This window comes from Moorena sp. SIO4A1 (genome assembly GCF_010672065.1).
GTDB lineage: Bacteria > Cyanobacteriota > Cyanobacteriia > Cyanobacteriales > Coleofasciculaceae > Moorena.
Genome location: NZ_JAAHHX010000066.1, coordinates 1 through 19,194 on the forward strand (window position 1 = coordinate 1; position 19,194 = coordinate 19,194).

At 43.0% G+C, this 19,194-nt stretch carries 17 protein-coding genes and 2 pseudogenes; 15 read left to right on the forward strand and 4 right to left on the reverse strand.

The window, feature by feature from the left end; translation table 11 throughout:
• The 3 genes and pseudogenes from F6K53_RS29040 to F6K53_RS29050 all read left to right on the forward strand — a co-directional run.
• Positions 1-305, forward strand: a pseudogene (locus F6K53_RS29040) (DUF2232 domain-containing protein); the annotation flags it as partial.
• A 204-nt stretch (positions 306-509) separates the two neighbouring features.
• A pseudogene (locus F6K53_RS29045) lies at positions 510-1,680 on the forward strand (ISAs1 family transposase).
• 600 nt (positions 1,681-2,280) lie between these two features.
• The gene (locus tag F6K53_RS29050) at positions 2,281-3,531 is read left to right on the forward strand and encodes a nicotinate-nucleotide--dimethylbenzimidazole phosphoribosyltransferase (RefSeq protein WP_293070393.1); all 1,251 of its coding nucleotides are present in this window, start codon (positions 2,281-2,283) and stop codon (positions 3,529-3,531) included.
• Positions 3,532-3,660: 129 nt separating this feature from the next.
• Here F6K53_RS29050 and F6K53_RS29055 read toward each other — a convergent pair whose 3' ends face one another.
• Positions 3,661-4,041 (reverse strand): hypothetical protein, encoded by a 381-nt coding sequence (locus tag F6K53_RS29055; protein ID WP_293070395.1) that lies wholly within the window; start codon positions 4,039-4,041, stop codon positions 3,661-3,663.
• 756 nt (positions 4,042-4,797) lie between these two features.
• Here F6K53_RS29055 and F6K53_RS29060 point away from each other — a divergent pair.
• The gene (locus F6K53_RS29060) at positions 4,798-6,042 is read left to right on the forward strand and encodes a transposase (RefSeq protein WP_293070397.1); all 1,245 of its coding nucleotides are present in this window, start codon (positions 4,798-4,800) and stop codon (positions 6,040-6,042) included.
• A gap of 398 nt (positions 6,043-6,440) precedes the next feature.
• Positions 6,441-7,631 carry an extracellular solute-binding protein gene (locus F6K53_RS29065; protein WP_293083059.1) on the forward strand — a complete coding sequence of 397 codons (1,191 nt, stop codon included), beginning with the start codon at positions 6,441-6,443 and terminating at the stop codon, positions 7,629-7,631.
• Between the two features lie 12 nt (positions 7,632-7,643).
• Here F6K53_RS29065 and F6K53_RS29070 read toward each other — a convergent pair whose 3' ends face one another.
• On the reverse strand, positions 7,644-8,216 hold the full coding sequence (locus F6K53_RS29070) for a hypothetical protein (protein WP_293083062.1): 573 nt from the start codon (positions 8,214-8,216) through the stop codon (positions 7,644-7,646).
• A 32-nt stretch (positions 8,217-8,248) separates the two neighbouring features.
• On the opposite strand from F6K53_RS29070, the gene F6K53_RS29075 reads away from it, so the two are divergent.
• Positions 8,249-8,602, forward strand: coding sequence for a hypothetical protein (locus tag F6K53_RS29075; RefSeq protein WP_293070403.1), 354 nt, complete (start codon positions 8,249-8,251; stop codon positions 8,600-8,602).
• A 2-nt stretch (positions 8,603-8,604) separates the two neighbouring features.
• On the opposite strand, the gene F6K53_RS29080 is transcribed toward F6K53_RS29075, so the two are convergent.
• Together F6K53_RS29080 and F6K53_RS29085 are read right to left on the reverse strand one after the other, a co-directional pair.
• Positions 8,605-9,735, reverse strand: a complete 1,131-nt coding sequence (locus F6K53_RS29080) for an aldo/keto reductase (protein WP_293083086.1) — start codon at positions 9,733-9,735, stop codon at positions 8,605-8,607.
• 315 nt (positions 9,736-10,050) lie between these two features.
• On the reverse strand, positions 10,051-10,551 hold the full coding sequence (locus F6K53_RS29085) for a bifunctional nuclease family protein (RefSeq protein ID WP_070396955.1): 501 nt from the start codon (positions 10,549-10,551) through the stop codon (positions 10,051-10,053).
• A gap of 138 nt (positions 10,552-10,689) precedes the next feature.
• Here F6K53_RS29085 and F6K53_RS29090 point away from each other — a divergent pair, with 138 nt between their 5' ends.
• The 9 genes from F6K53_RS29090 to thrC all read left to right on the forward strand — a co-directional run bounded on the left by F6K53_RS29090 (position 10,690) and on the right by thrC (position 19,035).
• Positions 10,690-10,878, forward strand: coding sequence for a hypothetical protein (locus F6K53_RS29090; protein WP_293061845.1), 189 nt, complete (start codon positions 10,690-10,692; stop codon positions 10,876-10,878).
• Positions 10,863-11,567: a riboflavin synthase gene (locus tag F6K53_RS29095; protein WP_293083065.1), complete on the forward strand. Its 705-nt coding sequence runs from the start codon at positions 10,863-10,865 to the stop codon at positions 11,565-11,567. Before F6K53_RS29090 ends, F6K53_RS29095 begins: the two co-directional genes overlap by 16 nt.
• Before the next feature lie 106 nt (positions 11,568-11,673).
• Positions 11,674-11,853 (forward strand): hypothetical protein, encoded by a 180-nt coding sequence (locus tag F6K53_RS29100; protein ID WP_293083067.1) that lies wholly within the window; start codon positions 11,674-11,676, stop codon positions 11,851-11,853.
• Between the two features lie 914 nt (positions 11,854-12,767).
• Positions 12,768-13,040, forward strand: a complete 273-nt coding sequence (locus tag F6K53_RS29105) for a hypothetical protein (RefSeq protein WP_293072345.1) — start codon at positions 12,768-12,770, stop codon at positions 13,038-13,040.
• Positions 12,997-14,022 (forward strand): transposase, encoded by a 1,026-nt coding sequence (locus F6K53_RS29110; RefSeq protein WP_293072346.1) that lies wholly within the window; start codon positions 12,997-12,999, stop codon positions 14,020-14,022. The genes F6K53_RS29105 and F6K53_RS29110 overlap by 44 nt, the downstream gene beginning before the upstream one ends.
• A gap of 656 nt (positions 14,023-14,678) precedes the next feature.
• Positions 14,679-15,722, forward strand: coding sequence for a 2,3-diaminopropionate biosynthesis protein SbnA (gene sbnA / locus F6K53_RS29115; protein ID WP_293083070.1), 1,044 nt, complete (start codon positions 14,679-14,681; stop codon positions 15,720-15,722).
• Positions 15,723-15,844: 122 nt separating this feature from the next.
• Positions 15,845-16,729, forward strand: coding sequence for a methyltransferase domain-containing protein (locus F6K53_RS29120; protein ID WP_293061850.1), 885 nt, complete (start codon positions 15,845-15,847; stop codon positions 16,727-16,729).
• Positions 16,730-16,777: 48 nt separating this feature from the next.
• On the forward strand, positions 16,778-17,791 hold the full coding sequence (sbnB, locus tag F6K53_RS29125; protein WP_293061852.1) for a 2,3-diaminopropionate biosynthesis protein SbnB: 1,014 nt from the start codon (positions 16,778-16,780) through the stop codon (positions 17,789-17,791).
• Between the two features lie 11 nt (positions 17,792-17,802).
• Positions 17,803-19,035 (forward strand): threonine synthase, encoded by a 1,233-nt coding sequence (gene thrC / locus F6K53_RS29130; protein WP_293083073.1) that lies wholly within the window; start codon positions 17,803-17,805, stop codon positions 19,033-19,035.
• Positions 19,036-19,194 lie beyond the last annotated feature (159 nt).

Consider the following 19,194-nt stretch of genomic DNA (forward strand, 5'->3'; position numbering starts at 1 on the left):
CGCTAATTGGTACAATAGGCTTCTTTTTTCGGTTTTGGTTGTTCTCAATTCTATTGGGGGAAGACCTCTGGGTTTACGTGATGACCCAGGTGACAGGATTATTGGATTGGTGGTTTGTCAAGCTGGGGTTGCTATTTCAGCCCAGTCTATTTCTAGTTCAAACTTTGGCTATAGTAATGATTATTATTAACAATGCCATTTATTTATTTGTAGTGCATATTGTAGCTTTACTAATGCTCGACCGATTAGGAAACCCGATTCCTAGACCACCAAACTGGGTAAAAGTTTTGCTGGATTACGATTGAGCTATTAGTCATTGGTCACTTGTAATTGCAGGGTAATCGCATTGAACTTGGTATAAATTGTACTTGACAAAAGAAATAAAGAGTGTAATAAAACTTTCCGACAATCGAGGCTGTGTTGCACAACTGACGAAGCTACCATAATAGGGAAGAACAATTCCCATTTCCAGGTCACTAATCATGGCAAAAGGCTTTGGCAAGGGCGTTATGACATCCATTGAAGAACCAGAGGCAGAAATCCTCAGAAAAAGCGTCATTAAGCATTTTCAACATTTGGAAGACCCGAGAGTGGGTTCAAGGAAAGCTCATAGTCTAGTGGCAATTATCACCATAGCCAACAAGCGCGATACTCTCAGGAGCGGAGGGGTTTGTGGGAATAGAAACCTATGGAAAAGCAAAGCTTGAGTGGCTAGAGAAATTTCTGGAAATACCCAATGGAATTCCTTCACACGATACCTTTGGAAGAGTATTGTCCCAGCTAGAGCCAGAGGAACTCAACCACAGCTTCCTCAATTGGATCAGCAGCATCACAGAGAAATTAAATCTGGAGATGATTCATATAGATGGTAAGACAGCCAGAGGCTCCTATGACCGGGAAAAGAAGCTCAAAGCGTTGCATAGTGTCAGCGCCTGGAGTAGTGAGCATAGTTTAGTGCTAGCAAGCGCAAAAAGTAGAGAGCAAGTCCAATGAAATGACCGCAGTGCCACGAAGGCTGTTGTTGCTCAACCTCAAGGGAGCTGTAGTCACCTTGGATGCTATGGGTACTCAAATAGAGATTGTCCAGGAAATCCAGCGGGGAGAAGGGGACTATGTCCTGGCTCTCAAAGGTAATCAAGGTAAGCTCTGTGAGCAGGTAAAAGCTTGGTTTGACCAAGCTCAAGCTCACCATTGGCAGGGGATTGACTACAGCTATGATCAAACGACTGAAAGTGGGCATCATCGCCTGGAAACCCGGGAAGTTTGGGCAGTGCCAGTAACTCAATTACCACCTTTACATCGCCAAAATCAGTGGTTGGGTTTAACCACAGTGGTGATGGTTCGCTCTTACAGACAATTATGGAACAAAACAACCACAGAGGTGAGGTTGTACCTCAGTAGCTTGGAAGCGGATGCCCAGCGGCACAATCAAGTGATTCGCTCCCACGCTTTGTATTGAAAATAGCTTACATTGGGTTCTTGATGTCACCTTTGATGAAGATGCCAGTCGAGTACGTCAGGGTCATGGTGCAGAAAACCTCGGCTTGTTGCGTCGTTTGAGTGTCAATTTACGTGGATCGTGAACCCTCCAAGCAGAGTTTGAAGATGAAGCGTTACAGGGCTGGGATAGACAATAACTCAGTAATGAAAATCCTGGCTGCTAGCGTGGCTGAGTCATAGGGTAGCTTAGTCCAGTGGCGAAACTAGATCTCGGAAGACCAAGGAGGTAAAGAATATTCTCCAATAGCTCAGCAATGATCTCCATGTTGCACAAAGCTCAATTTTATCTAGCTTTGTGCGCTTTATAACTCCCCTTGTGCTGTCAAGTTTCCGGTCATTTTACAGTAATTTTATCACTCGATTCCAATGCGATTACCCTGCTTGTAATTGCGAAGAGACTGTTTGTTATACTTTCAACGGTCAGCTTACGCGCTACTTGGGGGCTACGCTTTACGCAAACAGTTATCAGCTCTGAGCCTTTGGAGCTTACAGCTTAAGCTTGATTGATTACCTTTAGCTCAGTTTATGCCCGTGGTAAGTATGGCAATCGTTCTTTTATTTAATCTAAATTTATGGAATTATATTGCTAATTTTATTTTTTTGTGAAATAAAAAGGATTACTATTAAATAGTTAAATATTTCCTACTTTATTTGCGACTTTTTGTAAATTATTCTGTTAACTTATCCAAAGTTAACTGTTACCTTTAACCACAATTAATCTGTAGTGTAGTATGTTTTTTCTATTTCATATAAGAACTAAGGACTAAGGATTAAGGACTAATGATCCGAGTTTATACCCAGCAGGTAAAGGGAAAACGGTGGTTACAGCAGTATCAGGGATGCTCACCGGTATTTGCTTGTATTTTAGGATTCACTGCTACTGGGTTGATTCCAGGCATTTCTGCTGCTGGTGCTACCCCAGATGATCGTCAGTATACTGCGATCGCAGATGCTGAGTTTTTGGTCAATGGAGTTACTCGCCAACCTCAATATCCCCTTCCTCCTCTAACTGTGGGAGTATCCCCTGTCTTTATTTCCCGTGCTGTAGTTGAGGCATTTAACCTACCGATCTATCTGTTCAATGCTGGTTTACCTCACCCTCCGACAGTACCAGCGATTGACTTAGGTGGTATTCCTGCTAAGTGCCTAACTTCTGGCAATGCCTTGCCCCTGGAAACAGTCAAACGACTATTTGAGCAAGGTTTACAGTGGGGAGAAAAGCTAGCAAGTGTGGTTGGTGATAGCTATCTGATTATTAGTGAGTGTGTGGTTGGGGGAACTACCACCGCACTTAGCCTGCTCACTGGCTTGGGGATTGATGCAGCTGGCAAGGTTAACAGTAGCCATCCCCAGTGCAATCATGGTCAAAAATGGGACGTGGTGCAGCTGGGGTTACAACGAGCTGGGTTAGGGGGTAGGGGAGCCGGGGAGCTTCCTGAAACCGAACCTAGGAAGAAAAATTCACCGTTTCACCCCTACGACCCCGCACCTTTATACTCCGTCACCTCCTCATCCTCTCACCCCCTCACCCCCTCACCACTTGATCACTTAAAGCTAGTGGCAGCGGTGGGAGATCCGATGCAAATTGCCGCAGCAGGTATGGCAATGGCAGCTAGTCGTCGCTGTGGCGTTTTACTCGCTGGTGGTACCCAAATGCTAGCGGTTTATACCTTAGCACAGGCATTGGCAGAGTCGGTTTTAGCTTACCCCAGTATTACTGAGGGTAATTCCCTAGCATGGCAACCAGCACAAGTAGTTGTGGGAACAACTCGCTGGGTGGCAGAAGACTCGACTGGTGACACGGTTGGATTAGCACAAGATATTGGGAGTGTACCCCTTTTGGCAACACAATTGAGTTTTACCCAGTCTCGTTATCCTCAGCTACAGGCATATGAGCAAGGATATGTCAAGGAAGGTGTGGGTGCTGGAGGATGTGCGATCGCAGCCCACCTTTATAAGGGTTGGAACTCGGCTGAATTACTTCAAGCCATTGAAAACTTGGTGGAGCAATATGGTCTTTCTCTGAGGTGATTGTTGTTGGAGCCAGTTAAAAAACACTTTACAGTCTGACCAAGTTAGTTAGAAAATCCTTGGCAGAGGCACTGATTTGTTTTAGCTATTAACCTTGAACCCTGAGGCTAATCTGGAGAAGACTGGCAATTAGGAATGAATTCGCTGTGCTAGGAGTTGTTCTTCTAAGGCAGCAATCCGATTGTAGGCTGCTGTAAGTTGGGCAGTTAAGCGTTGGACTTGAATATCGGCAGAGATATTATTGTTGCTATTGCTAGAGAAACTACCTAGCCCAGAGTTACTATCAATCAGCACATCTTTATGTTGGGTCAGTAGGTTAATGGCACTTTGACTTTCGTGGGTCCGGGGTATCGGTTGCCCAGTTGGCTGAGATTGCTCAGTTTCCTGCCTTGAACTATTTTTGAGTTCAGAAAGACCTTCTGAAACCTTCAAACTGAGTTTTTCGATGGCTTCGCACAGCGTATCTACTCTATGACTTAGAGCCATGATTTGATTTTGATATTCATCCATAGGATTTTAAACTGCCATAACTTAGTTCTTTTTTATCCTAGTCACTTAACGATGAAAATCCGATGAATTGCTGATTTATTTAACTATTGCCAAAAATCTGTCAAAAATCAGTTCTAAACTCCTTAGAGTCTGTTTTCCAGAGTAATTTTTTCAAAAATGCCAGATAGCCGCTGTATATCTTGATATTTACCCTGATTAATTCAACCTTAATTAATAATTGTCTTTTATCCCAAGTTCCGCACCACAATTAGCACAATCGGTTTTTTCGGAATTAATTCCTTGGCATTAGTGATTTTTAATACATAACGTACGGATATTTTTGCCCATGTCATTACCTGATCTAACTCCTAGAGAGATGGTCAAGTAATCGAAGTTGACAAGATAACCAATCAGTGCATTAACTGCTTGATCTGGATATTTCTATCTCCCGATCACTCTATCTTACAGATCTAGATTTTTTAGCTAGTCCGCGAGAAGCCCCGCGCTCTACCTGATAAGGTGAGCGTCGGGATGATAGCGGGGCAATGAAGTGAAACGGAATTGCCGACTAGGTATTTTTTGGCTCAGGGAAACGAGCTATTAAACTTCTTAGCAACTCAGATGAAGTCATCCCCCTTCGGTCGGCTTCCTGTTTTAACTGCTGTTTTTCAAAATTAGTCATTCTGATTACAAATCGTTGATATTTGATTTTTGAATTGACACCTGTTACAACATTTGTTACCTTTATAGTAGGTCGAAAAATAGGAGATAGCAACAATGAGGTCAGCTGATCAGTACCGGTTAAGATTAACAAAGCCACAAGAAGCGGAAGTAGAAAGATGGTTGGATATGCTCCGTCATCAATATAACTACTTATTGGCTGATAGGTTTAGCTGGTATGAGCAAAATCGTTGTTCTATAAACTCCTGTCCTTTGGTGTGTCACTTGCCAGAACTAAGAAATAATCCTGATTACTTTTCTCAGAAAAAGACTTTACCTCAACTAAAAAAGGATAGACCTTGGTACGGGGCAGTTCAGTCTCAAGTTTTGCAAGATTGCGTTAAACTGGTAGACCTAGCCTTTAAACGTTTCCTGAAAGGAGACAGTAACGGAAAGAAAAGTGGCAGGCCAAGATTTAAAAGTAAAAATAGATACAAATCGTTGACTTTCCCCGCTCTTTCTAAGAACCCGATAACTGGGAGTATTTTGACTCTTCCTAAATTTGGGAAGGTCAAAATGATTTACCATCGGCCTATCCCCGAAGGGTTTAAAGTCAAAACGGCTACCATAACCCGAAAAGCTGACGGGTACTACGTCACACTATCTATTCAGGATGATTCTGTTCCAAATATTATCCCAGTAGATAGCGCCTCTAGTCCTGTTGGGATAGATATGGGTCTTAAGTCCTTTCTGGTTAAGTCGGATGGCTCTGAGGTGCCAATTCCTCAATACTATCGGAAAGCTCAAAAACTACTAAAGAAGATTCAAAAAGCCGTTAGCAGATCCAAAAAAGGTAGCAACAACAGAAAAAAGGCTGTTATTAAACTAGGGAAAGCTCATAAAAAAGTGGCCGATACTAGAAAATATTTTCACTTCAAAACAGCGAAAAACTTACTAGACAATCACGACCTAGTTGTTCATGAGAAGTTAAATATTAAGGGTTTGGCTAAGACTAAAATCGCCAAGTCTGTACTAGACGCTGGCTGGGGTCAATTCCTGTCTATACTGTCAACCAAAGCCGTTCGCGTAGCGTGGCCTACGGCCATAAATGCTGGGTTACTTACAGTTGCAGTGAATCCTCGAAATACTAGCCAAAACTGTTCCAATTGTGGGAAAAAGGTACCAAAGAAACTGAAAGACCGCATTCATTCTTGTCCTCATTGTGGATACACAGCAGATAGGGATGTGAATGCGGCGATCAATGTATTAAATTTGGCGGTAGGGCATTCCGTCAGTAGTAAAGCTTGCCGAGCAACCGAAGGGATACCTGGTGTTGGCAAGAAGCCCGCGTTGTCCCGTTAGGGCAACGTCGGGAGTATGTCACAGTTAGCTCTGAAACAGGACTGTGTGTTCAGGGGGAGGAGAGGCAGGAAAAGGGAGACCAAGCTGGTGTTTTCGTTCTTTTGATCGTGATTACTCTTAATTAACTTACATTAATAACAGTATAACTATTATTGATTTTAATTAATGTTACATTGATGTAAAATTAGATTCAGATGCCTTAGCCCTTGACTTGGATTAGTTTTGTTAACCAGACTATGAGTAGTTGTTAATTGATTAGATTTACTAGATCTAGCAGATGGTTGTTGGTCTAGCAGATCACAAAAGTCAGTTAATTGGTAATAGCTATGGTAGTTGCTATTGAGCCAATGTAAATTAAGGTCAAAGAGTTGGTAACCAGAGGAAATTCAGAAATACTTATGAAGCGACGCTCCTTGATACTAGGTGCTAGTACCATAGCCCTTAGTCAGTTAGCATCTGGTTGTACTGGACAACAAGCCTCTTTAAAGGTAAGGCTGTTGCAAAATTCAATCCCAGTTCAGCTGTTGGGTGAATTTCGTAAGACGTTAAAATCACGGGCTACCCTAAATTTTGACCCGGAGAAACAACTATCTGCTTTATTCCAACTCCTGGAAAGCTTGAAAGAGCAAGGCAAAACCAACAATAATCAAGGTCGCTCCCTCCTAGATTTGATCCGGATTAGGTCTAGGAAACCGATAAGTCCTGATTTAGTTACCTTAGGAGATTATAGGCTCAAGTCAGCCATTGAGCAGGAATTGATCCAACCTTTGAAGATAGAAACGTTGCCAGGATGGAAACAACTGCCACCAGAATACCAGAAACTGGTCAAACGTGGTGACCAAACTGGTCAGCTAGACAATTCAGGAAAAGTTTGGGGTGCTCCTTATCGCTGGGGTGCTACCGTCATTGCCTATCGCCGTGACAAGTTCAAAGCCTTAGGCTGGACTCCTACCGATTGGAGTGACTTGTGGCGTGAGTCTTTACGCGATCGCATTTCTGTATTAGACCACCCCCGAGAAGTGATTGGTTTAACCTTGAAAAACCTAGGCTTATCCTATAATCAACAGGATTTAAATCAAGTCAAAGACTTGAAACCAGCACTTCGACAACTGGCTAAACAGGTTAAATTCTACAGTTCGGATCACTACCTAAAACCTCTAGTTTTGGGGGATACCTGGGTTGCAGTGGGTTGGTCTACCGATATCCTGGCACTAAGAACACGCGATCGCCAAATTGAGGCAGTGGTACCTCAGTCAGGAACAGCCCTGTGGTCAGATGTATGGGTAAAACCCGTATCAGTAAGCTCTGCTTCTGACTCCTCAGAAAGTAACTCTGGGTCGGATTTAAGCCAAGAGTGGATTCAATTTTGCTGGCAAAGCAAATCAGCCAAGGAAATTTCTCTACTGACTAATGCTGCTTCCCCGATTCTGGTTAATATGCCAAGAAATACGCTGCCACAAGATATCCAATCTAATCCTCTACTGCTGCCAGAAGCAGCAATTCTGGACAAGTGTGAATTTCTCCATCCCTTACCAGAGTCTACACAAAAGCAGTATGAATCCTTGTGGAAAGAAATGCGAAGTACTTGAAAATTGCCTGTTCTAGTTTTGTGATAACTGGCAAAAGGCCGAGACTTTCCCAGCTAAAGGTACTTGACCAGGAATACATACCTCCACCTGGCACATGGAATTACCATCACAGGTATAAGCTCCTAAAGGCTTTCCTCGCTGGTTAAATACTCTGGTATTGTAGTCATAATCCCTGGCAACGTTTCCCATTTTGTTAATAAAAGCATACCTACCCAGATAGTTAAGCAGACTCCAGAGTTGACGATTCACTACCAAATCTACCCGGCCTTTACTCGGATAAGCTAACCAATTATCCAGTAGCTTACCGCCAAACTGTTCATCAGCCCACCAAAAACTCGGAGTAGTGAGCTTAGTTTGAGAGATAGTATCAGCAGTAATCACAGAGCCATCAGTAGGAAGATTCTCTGGCTGCAGGACATTTAAATTCACAGCTTCTGTGTCCGGCTGCACTCCTACAGTCTTTTGAGCTAAAAGTGGTTCCGGCTTCCAACCAACCAGAAAACAGCTCTCTAGAAACACAAGGCACAAGACACAAGGCACAAGGTAAAACGGATTTATTTTAGTAACGTTGTTTCTTTTATCCATAGGAATGCACTAAAGCATCAGTCAAATCAATAGTGATACCCATTAACCTTGGCCTTGGCCTATTGGCCACGCTACGCGAATGGCCACGCTACGCGAACAACCAAATAACCTACCCTTCACCGAACGCCAAAGGCGAACAACCAACTAACCTTGGCCTTGGCCTATTGGCCACGCTACGCGAATGGCCACGCTACGCGAACAACCTTCAACCTTCAACCTTGGCCTTGGCCTATTGGCCACGCTACGCGAATGGCCACGCTACGCGAACAACCTTCAACCTTCAACCTTGGCCTTGGCCTATTGGCCACGCTACGCGAATGGCCACGCTACGCGAACAACCTTCAACCTACCCTACACCGAATTGCCTTGGGCGAACAACCAACTAACCTTATCCCCAAAGACGACGCCTAGGAGAACCATTAAGACGCTGGTGGGTATCAGAGAGTAAGGAAGGAATATCCAGTTGTTCGGGGCAACGGGGAAGACACTCACCACACTGGGTACAACGGTTTCCCTTCACCCCCCTAAACCAATGACCAGCATTTTCAAACATTTGATAGCGGTATTGACCAAACTCGGTCATGTCGTAAGCTAAAGCAAGATTGCGCAACCGCAAGACTTCTGGAATGTTAATGGTTTCTGGGCAAGGTAGACAAGCATAGCATTGACTACAGCGGTCAGTTCCTAGAGCATTGTTCAAGTGGGTTTCCAAACGAGAGAATGCTACCACTTCCATTGGGCTCAAAGACTCGTCTCGGTTAGCCACACTTAAAGGCAGAGTCAGCTCATCTGGGTTAGCCGGTCCAATACTAAGGGTGGTAATGCGACGATCGCTTAATAAAAACCGATAGTTCAGTTCCAGTGGCGAGAAGGGATGGCACAGTTTCTCTAACGTTGGTGGTGGGGTGTAGAGTTTGCCTCCTTTATCAGCAGGAGATATGATGAATATCCCCATATCCTTCTGATTAGCCAATTCAATCGCCGCAGCATTGCGTTGAAAGAAGTAATAGTAATGTAGGTTAATGAATTCAAAAAAATCTGTTTGAATTGCCCCTAGAATCACTTCTATTGAACCATGGGTTGAGAAACCAACATGGTTTATACGTCCCTCGGCGACAGCTTTTTGGACAGCTGCTATACAGCCAGTGTTAGACTTTACCCAGGATAGATGCTCTTCAGTGTTAATCCCATGAATTGCTAAACAATCCACATAGTCGAGCTGTAGACGTTCTAAGGAATCATTAATCCACTGACTCATCAAATCAGCATCAGGGGTTGGTGGAATCTTGGTGGTGATATATAGCTGGTCTCGTGGTAGTGACAATCCAGCTTTCAGGATGTTACCAAGGTATTCTTCACTCTTGCCGTAACCCCTGGCAGTTTCCAAGTGGTTAATTCCTTGAGCGATTACCTGTTGCACTGTCTTCTGAGCATTGGACTCAGATGATAAGCAACGCATGGTGCCGCAAGAAAATACTGAAAGCTGGAGATTAGTTTTACCAAACCGCCGATAACGCATGTTCCCCAACTGCTTGAATAATCAAAGTCTTTGCTTAAAACCTTCGTTGCCCGAAAAACAGTTGCGTAAAAAGCTCAGTTGATGGCCATCGATTGTCTTGGGGTATAGCTTCGGGTATAGCTTCAGGTATAGATAGTTTGGGATATATCCATTTATCCCAACGCTCACTTGGGGTAGAGCATCAGGATTAGAGCATCTGAAAAACTCTCACCAATGGCTAAATGGTAAGGCTTTCAGAAACATCTCCATAATTTTTTGACAGAGCAATTAATATATTGTTGCTGTTAAATCCCGTTTAATCCCAATATTTTGGCTTTAGCTACCACGACTATATCCTCCACGGTGAAGAAAATCTTCTGGGCGGATATTAGATACAAATTCCCGAAAAGCTCGACGCTCCTCTTCATCCTTATCTTGGTCTACAGGTATTGAAGCATCAGCAATCACCTCTTCCATAACCCAAATCGGACTACCAGTACGCAGGGCAATCGAGATGGCATCACTTGGTCGAGCATCAATTTCTTTCTTTGTCTCACCCTGACTAACACAGAGGCTGGCATAGAATGTGTTATCTTGGAGAGAGTGTATTATAACACGATCCAGTGTTATGCTCCACTCCTCTAGAAAATTGACCATTAGGTCATGGGTCAGGGGACGGGGTGGTGTTTGTCTTTCCAAAGCACTGATAATTGCCTTTGCTTGATCTTGCCCAATATAGATTGGCAGAGCACGCCGATCTAAGACATCTTTGAGTAACACGATGGGGCTACGTGTTACAGTATCTACTGCAATGCCAGCAACTCTCATTTCAATCATCAGCTTAGCCTCTAGAATACGGTCAGCATCAGGGGCATCAAAGCGAAGCGGTAAACTAGTACTGTACAGACGGGCACCGAAACTTGCGCTTGCCAGATCTGTTCTTTTCACGTTACCGGTCAACGGTAAGATTAGCCCTTGAGAATCCAATTCGGTGAGATCAACAAGATTGTATTCTCCAAGTATGCCTTAGTCTCAGGAAATTTGTTTGGCCACTTCACTAAAAAAATACAAACCTATGCCAGCTCTTTTCCTACTAACAGTCTAGTTGCACCAGTTCATCCGCTTACAGAAGAACAGTATAAACAACAGTGTTTACAGGATTAATTCAAGCTCTCGGCACAATTGGACCAATGGGAAGCGATCGCTTTATTGTCTCCGCTACCTCTGATGCTATGGATGTTATCTTACAGGATTTAGAACCTGGTGATAGTGTAGCAGTAGATGGAATTTGCCTAACGGTAGAGACAGTTTTGCCCACAGGCTTCTCGACCACTGCTTCTGATGAAACTCAGGGGCGCACCACCCTTGGACAAAGGCTACAGACAACTTCTTACGTTAATTTGGAAACGTCTTTGCGTGTGGGTAGCAAACTAGGGGGTCATTTTGTAACGGGTCACATTGACGGTATTGGCTGCTTAACGGAATCTTTACAAACACCAAACTCCTGGGAAATGTGCTTTACAGCACCAGCTTCCTTGACGGATGTGTGGCAGCATAAGATAGCTCGTTATCTTGTTCCCAAGGGTAGCATTGCCGTCAATGGGGTCAGCCTAACGATTGCTGAGTGTGACCCCAACGGCAGTTGGTTCAAAGTAGCGGTGATTCCCCATAGTTACAGCTATACGAATCTTAGCCACTTACGGACTGGCAATTGGGTGAATATCGAAAGTGACATTTTAGGGAAATATGTCGATAAGTTGCTGGGTAATCGAGTACCAGCTGCTGAAGCGATGGATGAAATTTCGCCGGAATTTCTGCTAGAGCATGGGTATTTGACATCCTCCCCCGGGTGAAGCCTGTAGGACTGTTTCATTCTTGTGAAAAATTACGGAGGCCAAAGGTGAACAACTAAACAAGCCAACCTTCACACTTCACACTTAAGACTTCACATTCTATTGAATGCCGACCTCCACGGAAAGGGAAGCTCAACAACCTCAACCGGCAAGGTTACTCTTCGAGCAAGAACGACAACGGTCACAGCGGCTAGCAGAGCGGTTAAGGGCGATGGGCATTGACGCGGAAGTTAGTGAAGCGTTAGCGATTAATCAGGTTCAACAGAAATGCGTTCGCGTAGCGTGACCTTTGGTCAATCAGATTCTGATTAATGCAGGGTAATCCCATTGGATTTGGTATAAATTGTACTTGACAAAAGAAATAAAGAGTAGAAGGAAACTTTCCGACAATCGAGGCTGTGTTGACACAACTGCTGAAGTTGCTCAACCTCAAGGGAGCTGTAGTCACCTTGGATGCTATGGGTACTCAAATAGAGATTGTCCAGGAAATCCAGCGGGGAGAAGGGTAAAGAATATTCTCCAGTAGCTCATCAATGATATCCCTGTTGCACTTAGATCAATTTTATCTGGCTTTGTGCGCTTTATAACTCGCCTTGTGCTGTCAAGTTTCCGGTTATTTTACATTGACACTCCCCACCCTGGAAGGACGGGGATTCTTGCTTCTACGAGGTGACTTGTTTAACCAGGCCGGAGCCAGAAAAAATAGAGGTCTCCTCTCCACAAGCGTACTTGGTCTATGACCTAGGTTTCGGTGTGCCGGAAACGAAACCTTATCAGAGGGTCGCCTTAGTACAAAACCTTGATCCCTATTCTGCATAACCCTAAAAATATAAAGGCTCCACTCTTCTTACGGTAACTTCAAACCCCACCGTACCTAATATACTTAACAAGTTAGATAAACTTTTTATTGATCTTATGTTTTCGTAGATATCCAAATCGTTAGATTTGATTATGCAATAAGCTGATATCTTAGCTTATTTTTTACATCATCTACTTATTTTAAGCTCATGTTTATCTAGAGTATTAATTGTTTTTTGTTATGTTTTTATACTAACACGCTTCGTGAAAACTGTCAAGTTTTAACTTAAAAAGAAAGCCGTCCTATAAGGAGGGGGCGCGCTGAGTGCCTGACACAAGTGCCTCAAAACCTGATTCTGCGTAGGTTATGGTTGCCGGTGGTGAGGGGACGGTCAAAGACAAGTGGTAGGGCCAGAGCGATCGCGCTTATTTGAGAAAAAAAGGGGTAGAGGGATATGCGAGGCTAGTGTCACGACACAACCAGCCCATGAGAGCATGTCCAACTCTACCCAAATTCATGATCAACTGTTAAACTTCCTGCGTCAATACAGCAACTATCGGGATCTGCGCCATCTAAAAACCTTAGCTTGGATGGTAAGTGCCTTAATTAGCAGCGGTCAGCTGAGCCTGAGTGCCTGGGATATCGAGCCGAGCAAAACTGGCTCAGAGCTTTGAACGTCGGTGGCATCGGTTTGTGAGCAATCGGCTCATTGGCGTGAAGGGGCTATACACTCCCTTGATGCTATTGGCATTGAAAGATTGGCAGTCCCACCGTCTGTACCTAGCCCTAGATACTACAGTGCTTTGGAATCGTTATTGTATGATTCATCTGTCAGTGGTGTGTTGTGGTCGTGCCGTACCATTTCTCTGGCTTGTATTAGAGCATGGTAGTGCCACGGTGGCCTTCAAGGAATATCAGCCATTATTACGCCAAGCCCGGTGGATATTGCGTCAACATACCGATGTGATGCTCTTAGCCGACCGGGGCTTTGCCAACCATGCCCTGATGAAATGGTTGCAACGGAGCAATTGGCATTACTGTCTGCGGCTGCCCTGTGATGTCCATTTGCACGGTCCCCGTCGCTATCCCATTGAACTCAGTTATCTTTGGCCGCCAAAAGGAGAAGCGGTGTTTTATCGCCATGTGGGCTTATGGCAAGATGGGGAATACCGTTCTCATTTAGTGTTAGCCAACATCAAAGGGGTCAAAGACCCCTGGGCAGTCATAACCGATGAAACCCCCAATTTAAAAACTTTGTGGCAATACGGTTTGAGGTTCCGGGTCGAGGAATTATTTTTGGATAGTAAGTCAGGAGCCTTTAAACTTGAAGAGTCCCGTATCCGTTCCGCGAGCGCTCTCGAACGACTCTACCTAGTCGCTGCTGTGGCTCTACTCTACAGCACAACTCAAGGTATGGCCGTTCAACTTAACGGTCTGCGACGGCAGGTTGATCCTCATTGGCAAAGGGGTATCAGCTACCTGAAAATCGGTCTGCGCTGGCTAATGGGAGTTCTCCACAAAGGTCGTCCACTTTTAACACCTATCCCCTTGCTACCCAAAGACCCGCAACCGTGCTTTGCTTCTCAAAAAGCCCGTGAGGATTTTTATGATCGCATCTGGTTCTCACGGATTCAGTCGTTACAGTGTCGAGCCTGATACGCATCGGTTTCACCCAGATGTGTCAGGCAGTCAGGGGGGCGCGATTACCCAAAATTTTGGGTAATTTTATCACTCGATTCCAATGGGATTACCCTGCTGTACTCACTGAGAGGGTTTAAGCTACATAACTTTCCACCGCAGCAGGATAATAACATCTTGATTTCGGTAGATTTTGCAGCAACGTGGCCTGGCATCACCCACAGAAAACCACAGCAATTGTCGATTCTGATGACTTGATCCAACAGCGTGGATTTTTGATATTATAACAAGCATATCGCAGTTTCGCTAGATCTACCCCAACTAATTACTATGTGTATAATTCCAGGGCTTGACCGCTGCGGGATTCCCCCACACGCCTAACTGATTATCAACAGCAAACTGACTCACCTGTTCAACCGCATCCCACGATGGACAATCACTCTTATATTGAGAAATAGCCCCCCATGTTCACAATAAAAGGGTCACACGCCGGATTCCTTATCGGGTTAATATCTTGGGGTTTTTCTGGGTAAGAATCAACTACTAGATAACGTGGCGTGTGGTATAATATTCTCCCAGTGGGGGCTATGGATGTGTTGTCTTAGCCCCAATTTCCCTGTACACTTCACCAAGTGAATTCCGATAGCTCAACTATTCGGACATCTCAGTAATGTTTGAAAAAGCCTAAAAAAACAATGGTAGGAATTATAAGTGCAATTGGAAATACGCCTATTATTCAACTGTCTAATCTCTTTGATACAACGTCAATAAACTTTTTTGCTAAATTAGAAACTATTAATCCCGGTGGAAGTATTAAAGACCGAACTGCTCTCAAAATGCTTGAGAATGCTATGAAAAATGGAAATCTCAAGAAAAATACCACTGTAATTGAATCAACTTCTGGAAATCTTGGTATAGGATTAGCCCAAGTATGTGCTTATTACAAATTAAAGTTGATTTGTATCGTAGATCCGAAGGCTAGCACTCAAAATATCGATATTATCAAAGCCTATGGTGGAGAAATTGACTATGTATCAGAACCTGATCCTAAAACTGGTGAATTTCTCCAGGCAAGGCTAAAACGGGTAAAAATGCTATGCCATAAAAATCCAGATTTCTTCTGGATAAATCAGTATTCCAATATTGATAATCCATTAGCACATTATGAAACGATGCGCGAAATATTAGAACAACTAAACGAGCAAGTTGACTATTTGTTTTGTGCTGTGAGTACCTGCGGCACTATCAGGGGATGTGCAGAATACATCCGCAAAAAAAATCTCAATACACAAATTATTGCAGTGGATGTCAAGGGGAGTCAAATTTTTGACAATGAGCAAACAATAAGACGATTTCCAGGTATGGGAGCTGGAGTCAGAACTATACATTGTAACGATGAGCTAATTAACGGTTATATCCTCGTTTCCGATCAAGATTGTATTCGTTGCTGTCATCAGCTTGTAGCACGGGAAGGAATTTTGGCAGGTGCTTCGTCAGGGGGGGTTGTTGCTGCGGTAGAGGCTATGCAAAACCAGATGAAAAGTGACAGCATCTGTGTTATGATCCTTCCTGACCGAGGTGACCGCTATTTAAAGACTCTTTATTCAGAAACGTGGATTAAAGAGAACTTTGGTGAAGAGTATTATAAAAAACTTCTCAGTCAGAATTTTCGTGGTACCCCTGCTCCTAAAATCAAGCTTTTTAGTGTGAAAGGGTAACGACAGCATTTCTAGATGAGTTGTAAACCAATGATTGTCGTTTTTTTATTAAAAAAACTTCTGTATTCTTCCCTTCTGACTCCTGACTCCTTTTTTACACCATTCAATAACGATGATAAACTATGTCAGAATACATTAAAGCTGAGTATGGAGCTTTAGCAAAAAATGAATTAATTCAAAATAATAGGGCAAGCATGTTGGCAAGCGGATATACTGACATACAGCTTGATATGTTACCTCCCAAAGCCATTATGGGGATTGCCTGCGGTAATCCTACCTCAGCTTGTGATTTGCAACCTGGAATGAAGCTTCTTGATTTGGGATGCGGAGTAGGGACAGATGTTATACTCGGCGGACTGAAAGTGATGCCGGGCGGGCTGTCTATTGGATTGGATTTCTTGCCTGAGATGATTACAAGAGCCAAAGCATGTGCAGCAGAATGCACTGCTCTTGATGAGAGTGCGACAGATTTTTATGTTCAAGATATAGGTTTGGGAAAGTATGATTTTGACAATAATTTCTTCGATTATGTCATATCGAATTGCTGTATTTGCCTTGTGAATCAGAATAAAGTATTTCCTGAAGTTTTTCGAGTGTTAAAGCCGGGAGTAAATTTTGTTTTTTGTGAAGAGGCTTACAAGGCTGAAGCTTCAATGCCTCCAGAGCTAGATAAGTTAATAAAAGAAGCCATAGATCAAAAAATTACTCCAATCAGCAATGATTCTGTTGCCAGCATAATATTCAGGATTTATGTGGCACTTGCCAAAAACAATGCCATTGAAAAAGAGAAGATGCTCGAGCTGCTGAGACAGACTGGATTTGAAAGCCCGCAAGTAGTTCACGAAACACCTCAATTGCTTTCTATGTCAGAACCACTTGAAATGGAAAGTGACAGATTATCGAACAGCGAATTACAAGAGTATACAAAATGTTTAGAACAAACGTTAAAAAAATTCGATGTCAATGACTATATGACATTTGTTACAATCAAAGCACAAAATTCATAAATTTAAGCTTTTCCGTGTAAAATCATTGTAAAAGGGTAACTATAATTAATGCCACAAAAATCAGATATCCTAATTTTAAAACAACAAGAAATTGAATCCTTGTTAAACAAGCAGGAAAATAAAATCATGGATGTGGTGCAACAGGCATATGAGCTACATTCTCAGGGAAAAAGTGTATTGCCACACTCGTCCTTTTTAACATTTCCTGATAACCTGAGCAATCGTATCATTGCTTTGCCAGCTTACTTGGGAGAACCTTTTAATGTAGCAGGTATCAAATGGATTGCATCTTTTCCAGCTAATATTGAGCGGGATATAGCAAGGGCTTCTGCAGTGTTAATACTCAATTCCATGGAAACTGGACATCCCCTCAGCATCATGGAAAGTTCAATTATTAGTGCCAAGAGAACCGCTGCTAGTGCAGCCCTTGCCGCCAAAAACTTGGTCAATGAGGATGTGATTGAAGCCGGGTTTATCGGATGCGGGCTAATCAATCTTGAGGTCTTCCGATTTCTTTCCACGATTTTTCAGAGCTTGAAAACATTGACGATATTTGACAAGCAGCCTGAACGCGCAACAGCTTTTGTCTCAAAAGTTCAAGATATTGCTCCAAGTTGTCATCTGAAAGTTGCCACATCGGCAGAACAGGTTCTAGAGTCTACTCCTCTCATTTCACTGGCAACAACCGCAGCCACCCCTTATATCTATGAATTACCTACTGTTCAGTTAGATTCTAGGACTATATTGCTTATCTCATTACGGGATATATCGCCGCAAATTATTTCAACAAACATTAACATTGTAGATGATCCAGACCATGTTTGCCGCGCCAATACTTCAATCCACCTTGCCCAACAACAAGAAGGTAATACTCATTTTATCAAAGGAACACTTGTTGATATAATTCAGAAACGTATCTCTCTCAGAGAAAAATCTAATGATACTGTCATTTTTAGTCCTTTCGGGCTGGGCGTTCTGGATGTTGCACTGGGCAAATTTATCTATGATTTGGCACTAACTAATAATCTGGGAACAAAAATTGAATCGTTTATAAGTGATTAAGAAAAGGTTCCATGAATATGTATATTGAAGGAGCAAAATGTATCCGTTGTAATAAAGAATGGCAAATTTCAGAAATTCGCTATCAATGTCCTACCTGCCAAGGAAATTTAGATATAGCTTATAATTACAAAGCTTTACGTAACAACTACCCCAAAACTAGCTTCCGTCAAAACAAACTTTACTCCATCTGGCGATATCTGCCTTTTCTACCGCTGAAAAAAATGCCAGAACGACCACTACAATTGGGCTGGACACCTCTTTATCCAGTCCCCAATGAGTATGGTATCAAGCTTTTTATCAAAGATGAGGGACGAAATCCTAGCGGTTCTCTCAAAGATCGTGCGACAGCGATTGTTTTGGAAGCGGCACAAGAGGCAGGTATTACCCATCTCACAACTGCCTCTACTGGTAATGCCGGATCATCTTTAGCCTGTTTATCTGCCAGTATGGGAATAGAAACGACCGTTTTTGTGCCGGATAAGGCACCGGAAGCTAAGATAGCCCAAATGTGTATTTTTGGGACTCGTGTGTATAGTGTCATTGGTTCTTATGATGATGCTTATGACCTCTGCATACGTGCCTCCAATTTATTGGGATGGTATAACCGAAGTACCGGATATAATCCCCTAACACGGGAAGGCAAAAAAACCTGTGCTTATGAAATTTGTGAACAGCTAGATTGGCATGTCCCTGACTGGGTAATAGTCTCGGTTGGCGATGGGAATATTTTGAGCGGATTATGGAAGGGATTTAAAGACCTTTATGGGATCGGTTATATAGATCGTCTGCCAAAAATGGCAGGAGTTCAATCTTTCGCCAGTAATGCTATTGCTCTTTCAGTGCGGTCTGCTCAAAATAAGGCAAGCATTGATATAGAATCTGTTCAAGCCTCAACTATTGCAGATAGCATTTCCGTAAATACACCCCGTGATGGGGTATTTGCAGTGAAGGCCATTCTGGAATCAAGAGGAATGATAATTGAAGTGACTGATGAAAAAATTTTAATGGCAATCAAGACAGTAGCGCAACGGTGGGGTATTTTTGGAGAGCCAGCGGGTGTAGCTTGTGTGGCTGGTCTGGAGAAACTTTGGGAAGATGGTACCCTGAAATCGGGTGAAGTGGTAGTCTGTATCATTACCGGAAATGGCTTAAAAGATGTAGGTTCTGCTTTGAAGGCATCGCTTAATAGGGTCAGGGTAATAGCATCTCAATCAGACTTAACACAAGTTCTCAGAAGAATCTAAGGTAGAGTGAAGAAAACAACAATTGAGAACTTGAATCATATCGTTAAAAAGGGCAAAGGACAGTTTTAAAGTCAAAAGAAAACGAAGAAATTGAAAAAACAACCCTAAATTTTATTCAAATTTCCTGAGATTTCAATTTCAACTTAACCCTTGTATTGA

What these genes read in the sequence shown, in the direction of transcription:
- F6K53_RS29080 (WP_293083086.1), bottom strand. Translation starts at nt 9,735, where the DNA reads ATGCGTTATCGGCGGTTTGGTAAAACTAATCTCCAGCTTTCAGTATTT.
- F6K53_RS29070 (WP_293083062.1), bottom strand. Translation starts at nt 8,216, where the DNA reads ATGGATAAAAGAAACAACGTTACTAAAATAAATCCGTTTTACCTTGTG.
- F6K53_RS29120 (WP_293061850.1), top strand. Translation starts at nt 15,845, where the DNA reads ATGTCAGAATACATTAAAGCTGAGTATGGAGCTTTAGCAAAAAATGAA.
- F6K53_RS29060 (WP_293070397.1), top strand. Translation starts at nt 4,798, where the DNA reads ATGAGGTCAGCTGATCAGTACCGGTTAAGATTAACAAAGCCACAAGAA.
- F6K53_RS29050 (WP_293070393.1), top strand. Translation starts at nt 2,281, where the DNA reads ATGATCCGAGTTTATACCCAGCAGGTAAAGGGAAAACGGTGGTTACAG.
- thrC (WP_293083073.1), top strand. Translation starts at nt 17,803, where the DNA reads ATGAATATGTATATTGAAGGAGCAAAATGTATCCGTTGTAATAAAGAA.
- F6K53_RS29055 (WP_293070395.1), bottom strand. Translation starts at nt 4,041, where the DNA reads ATGGATGAATATCAAAATCAAATCATGGCTCTAAGTCATAGAGTAGAT.
- F6K53_RS29085 (WP_070396955.1), bottom strand. Translation starts at nt 10,551, where the DNA reads ATGATTGAAATGAGAGTTGCTGGCATTGCAGTAGATACTGTAACACGT.
- F6K53_RS29065 (WP_293083059.1), top strand. Translation starts at nt 6,441, where the DNA reads ATGAAGCGACGCTCCTTGATACTAGGTGCTAGTACCATAGCCCTTAGT.
- sbnB (WP_293061852.1), top strand. Translation starts at nt 16,778, where the DNA reads ATGCCACAAAAATCAGATATCCTAATTTTAAAACAACAAGAAATTGAA.
- F6K53_RS29100 (WP_293083067.1), top strand. Translation starts at nt 11,674, where the DNA reads ATGCCGACCTCCACGGAAAGGGAAGCTCAACAACCTCAACCGGCAAGG.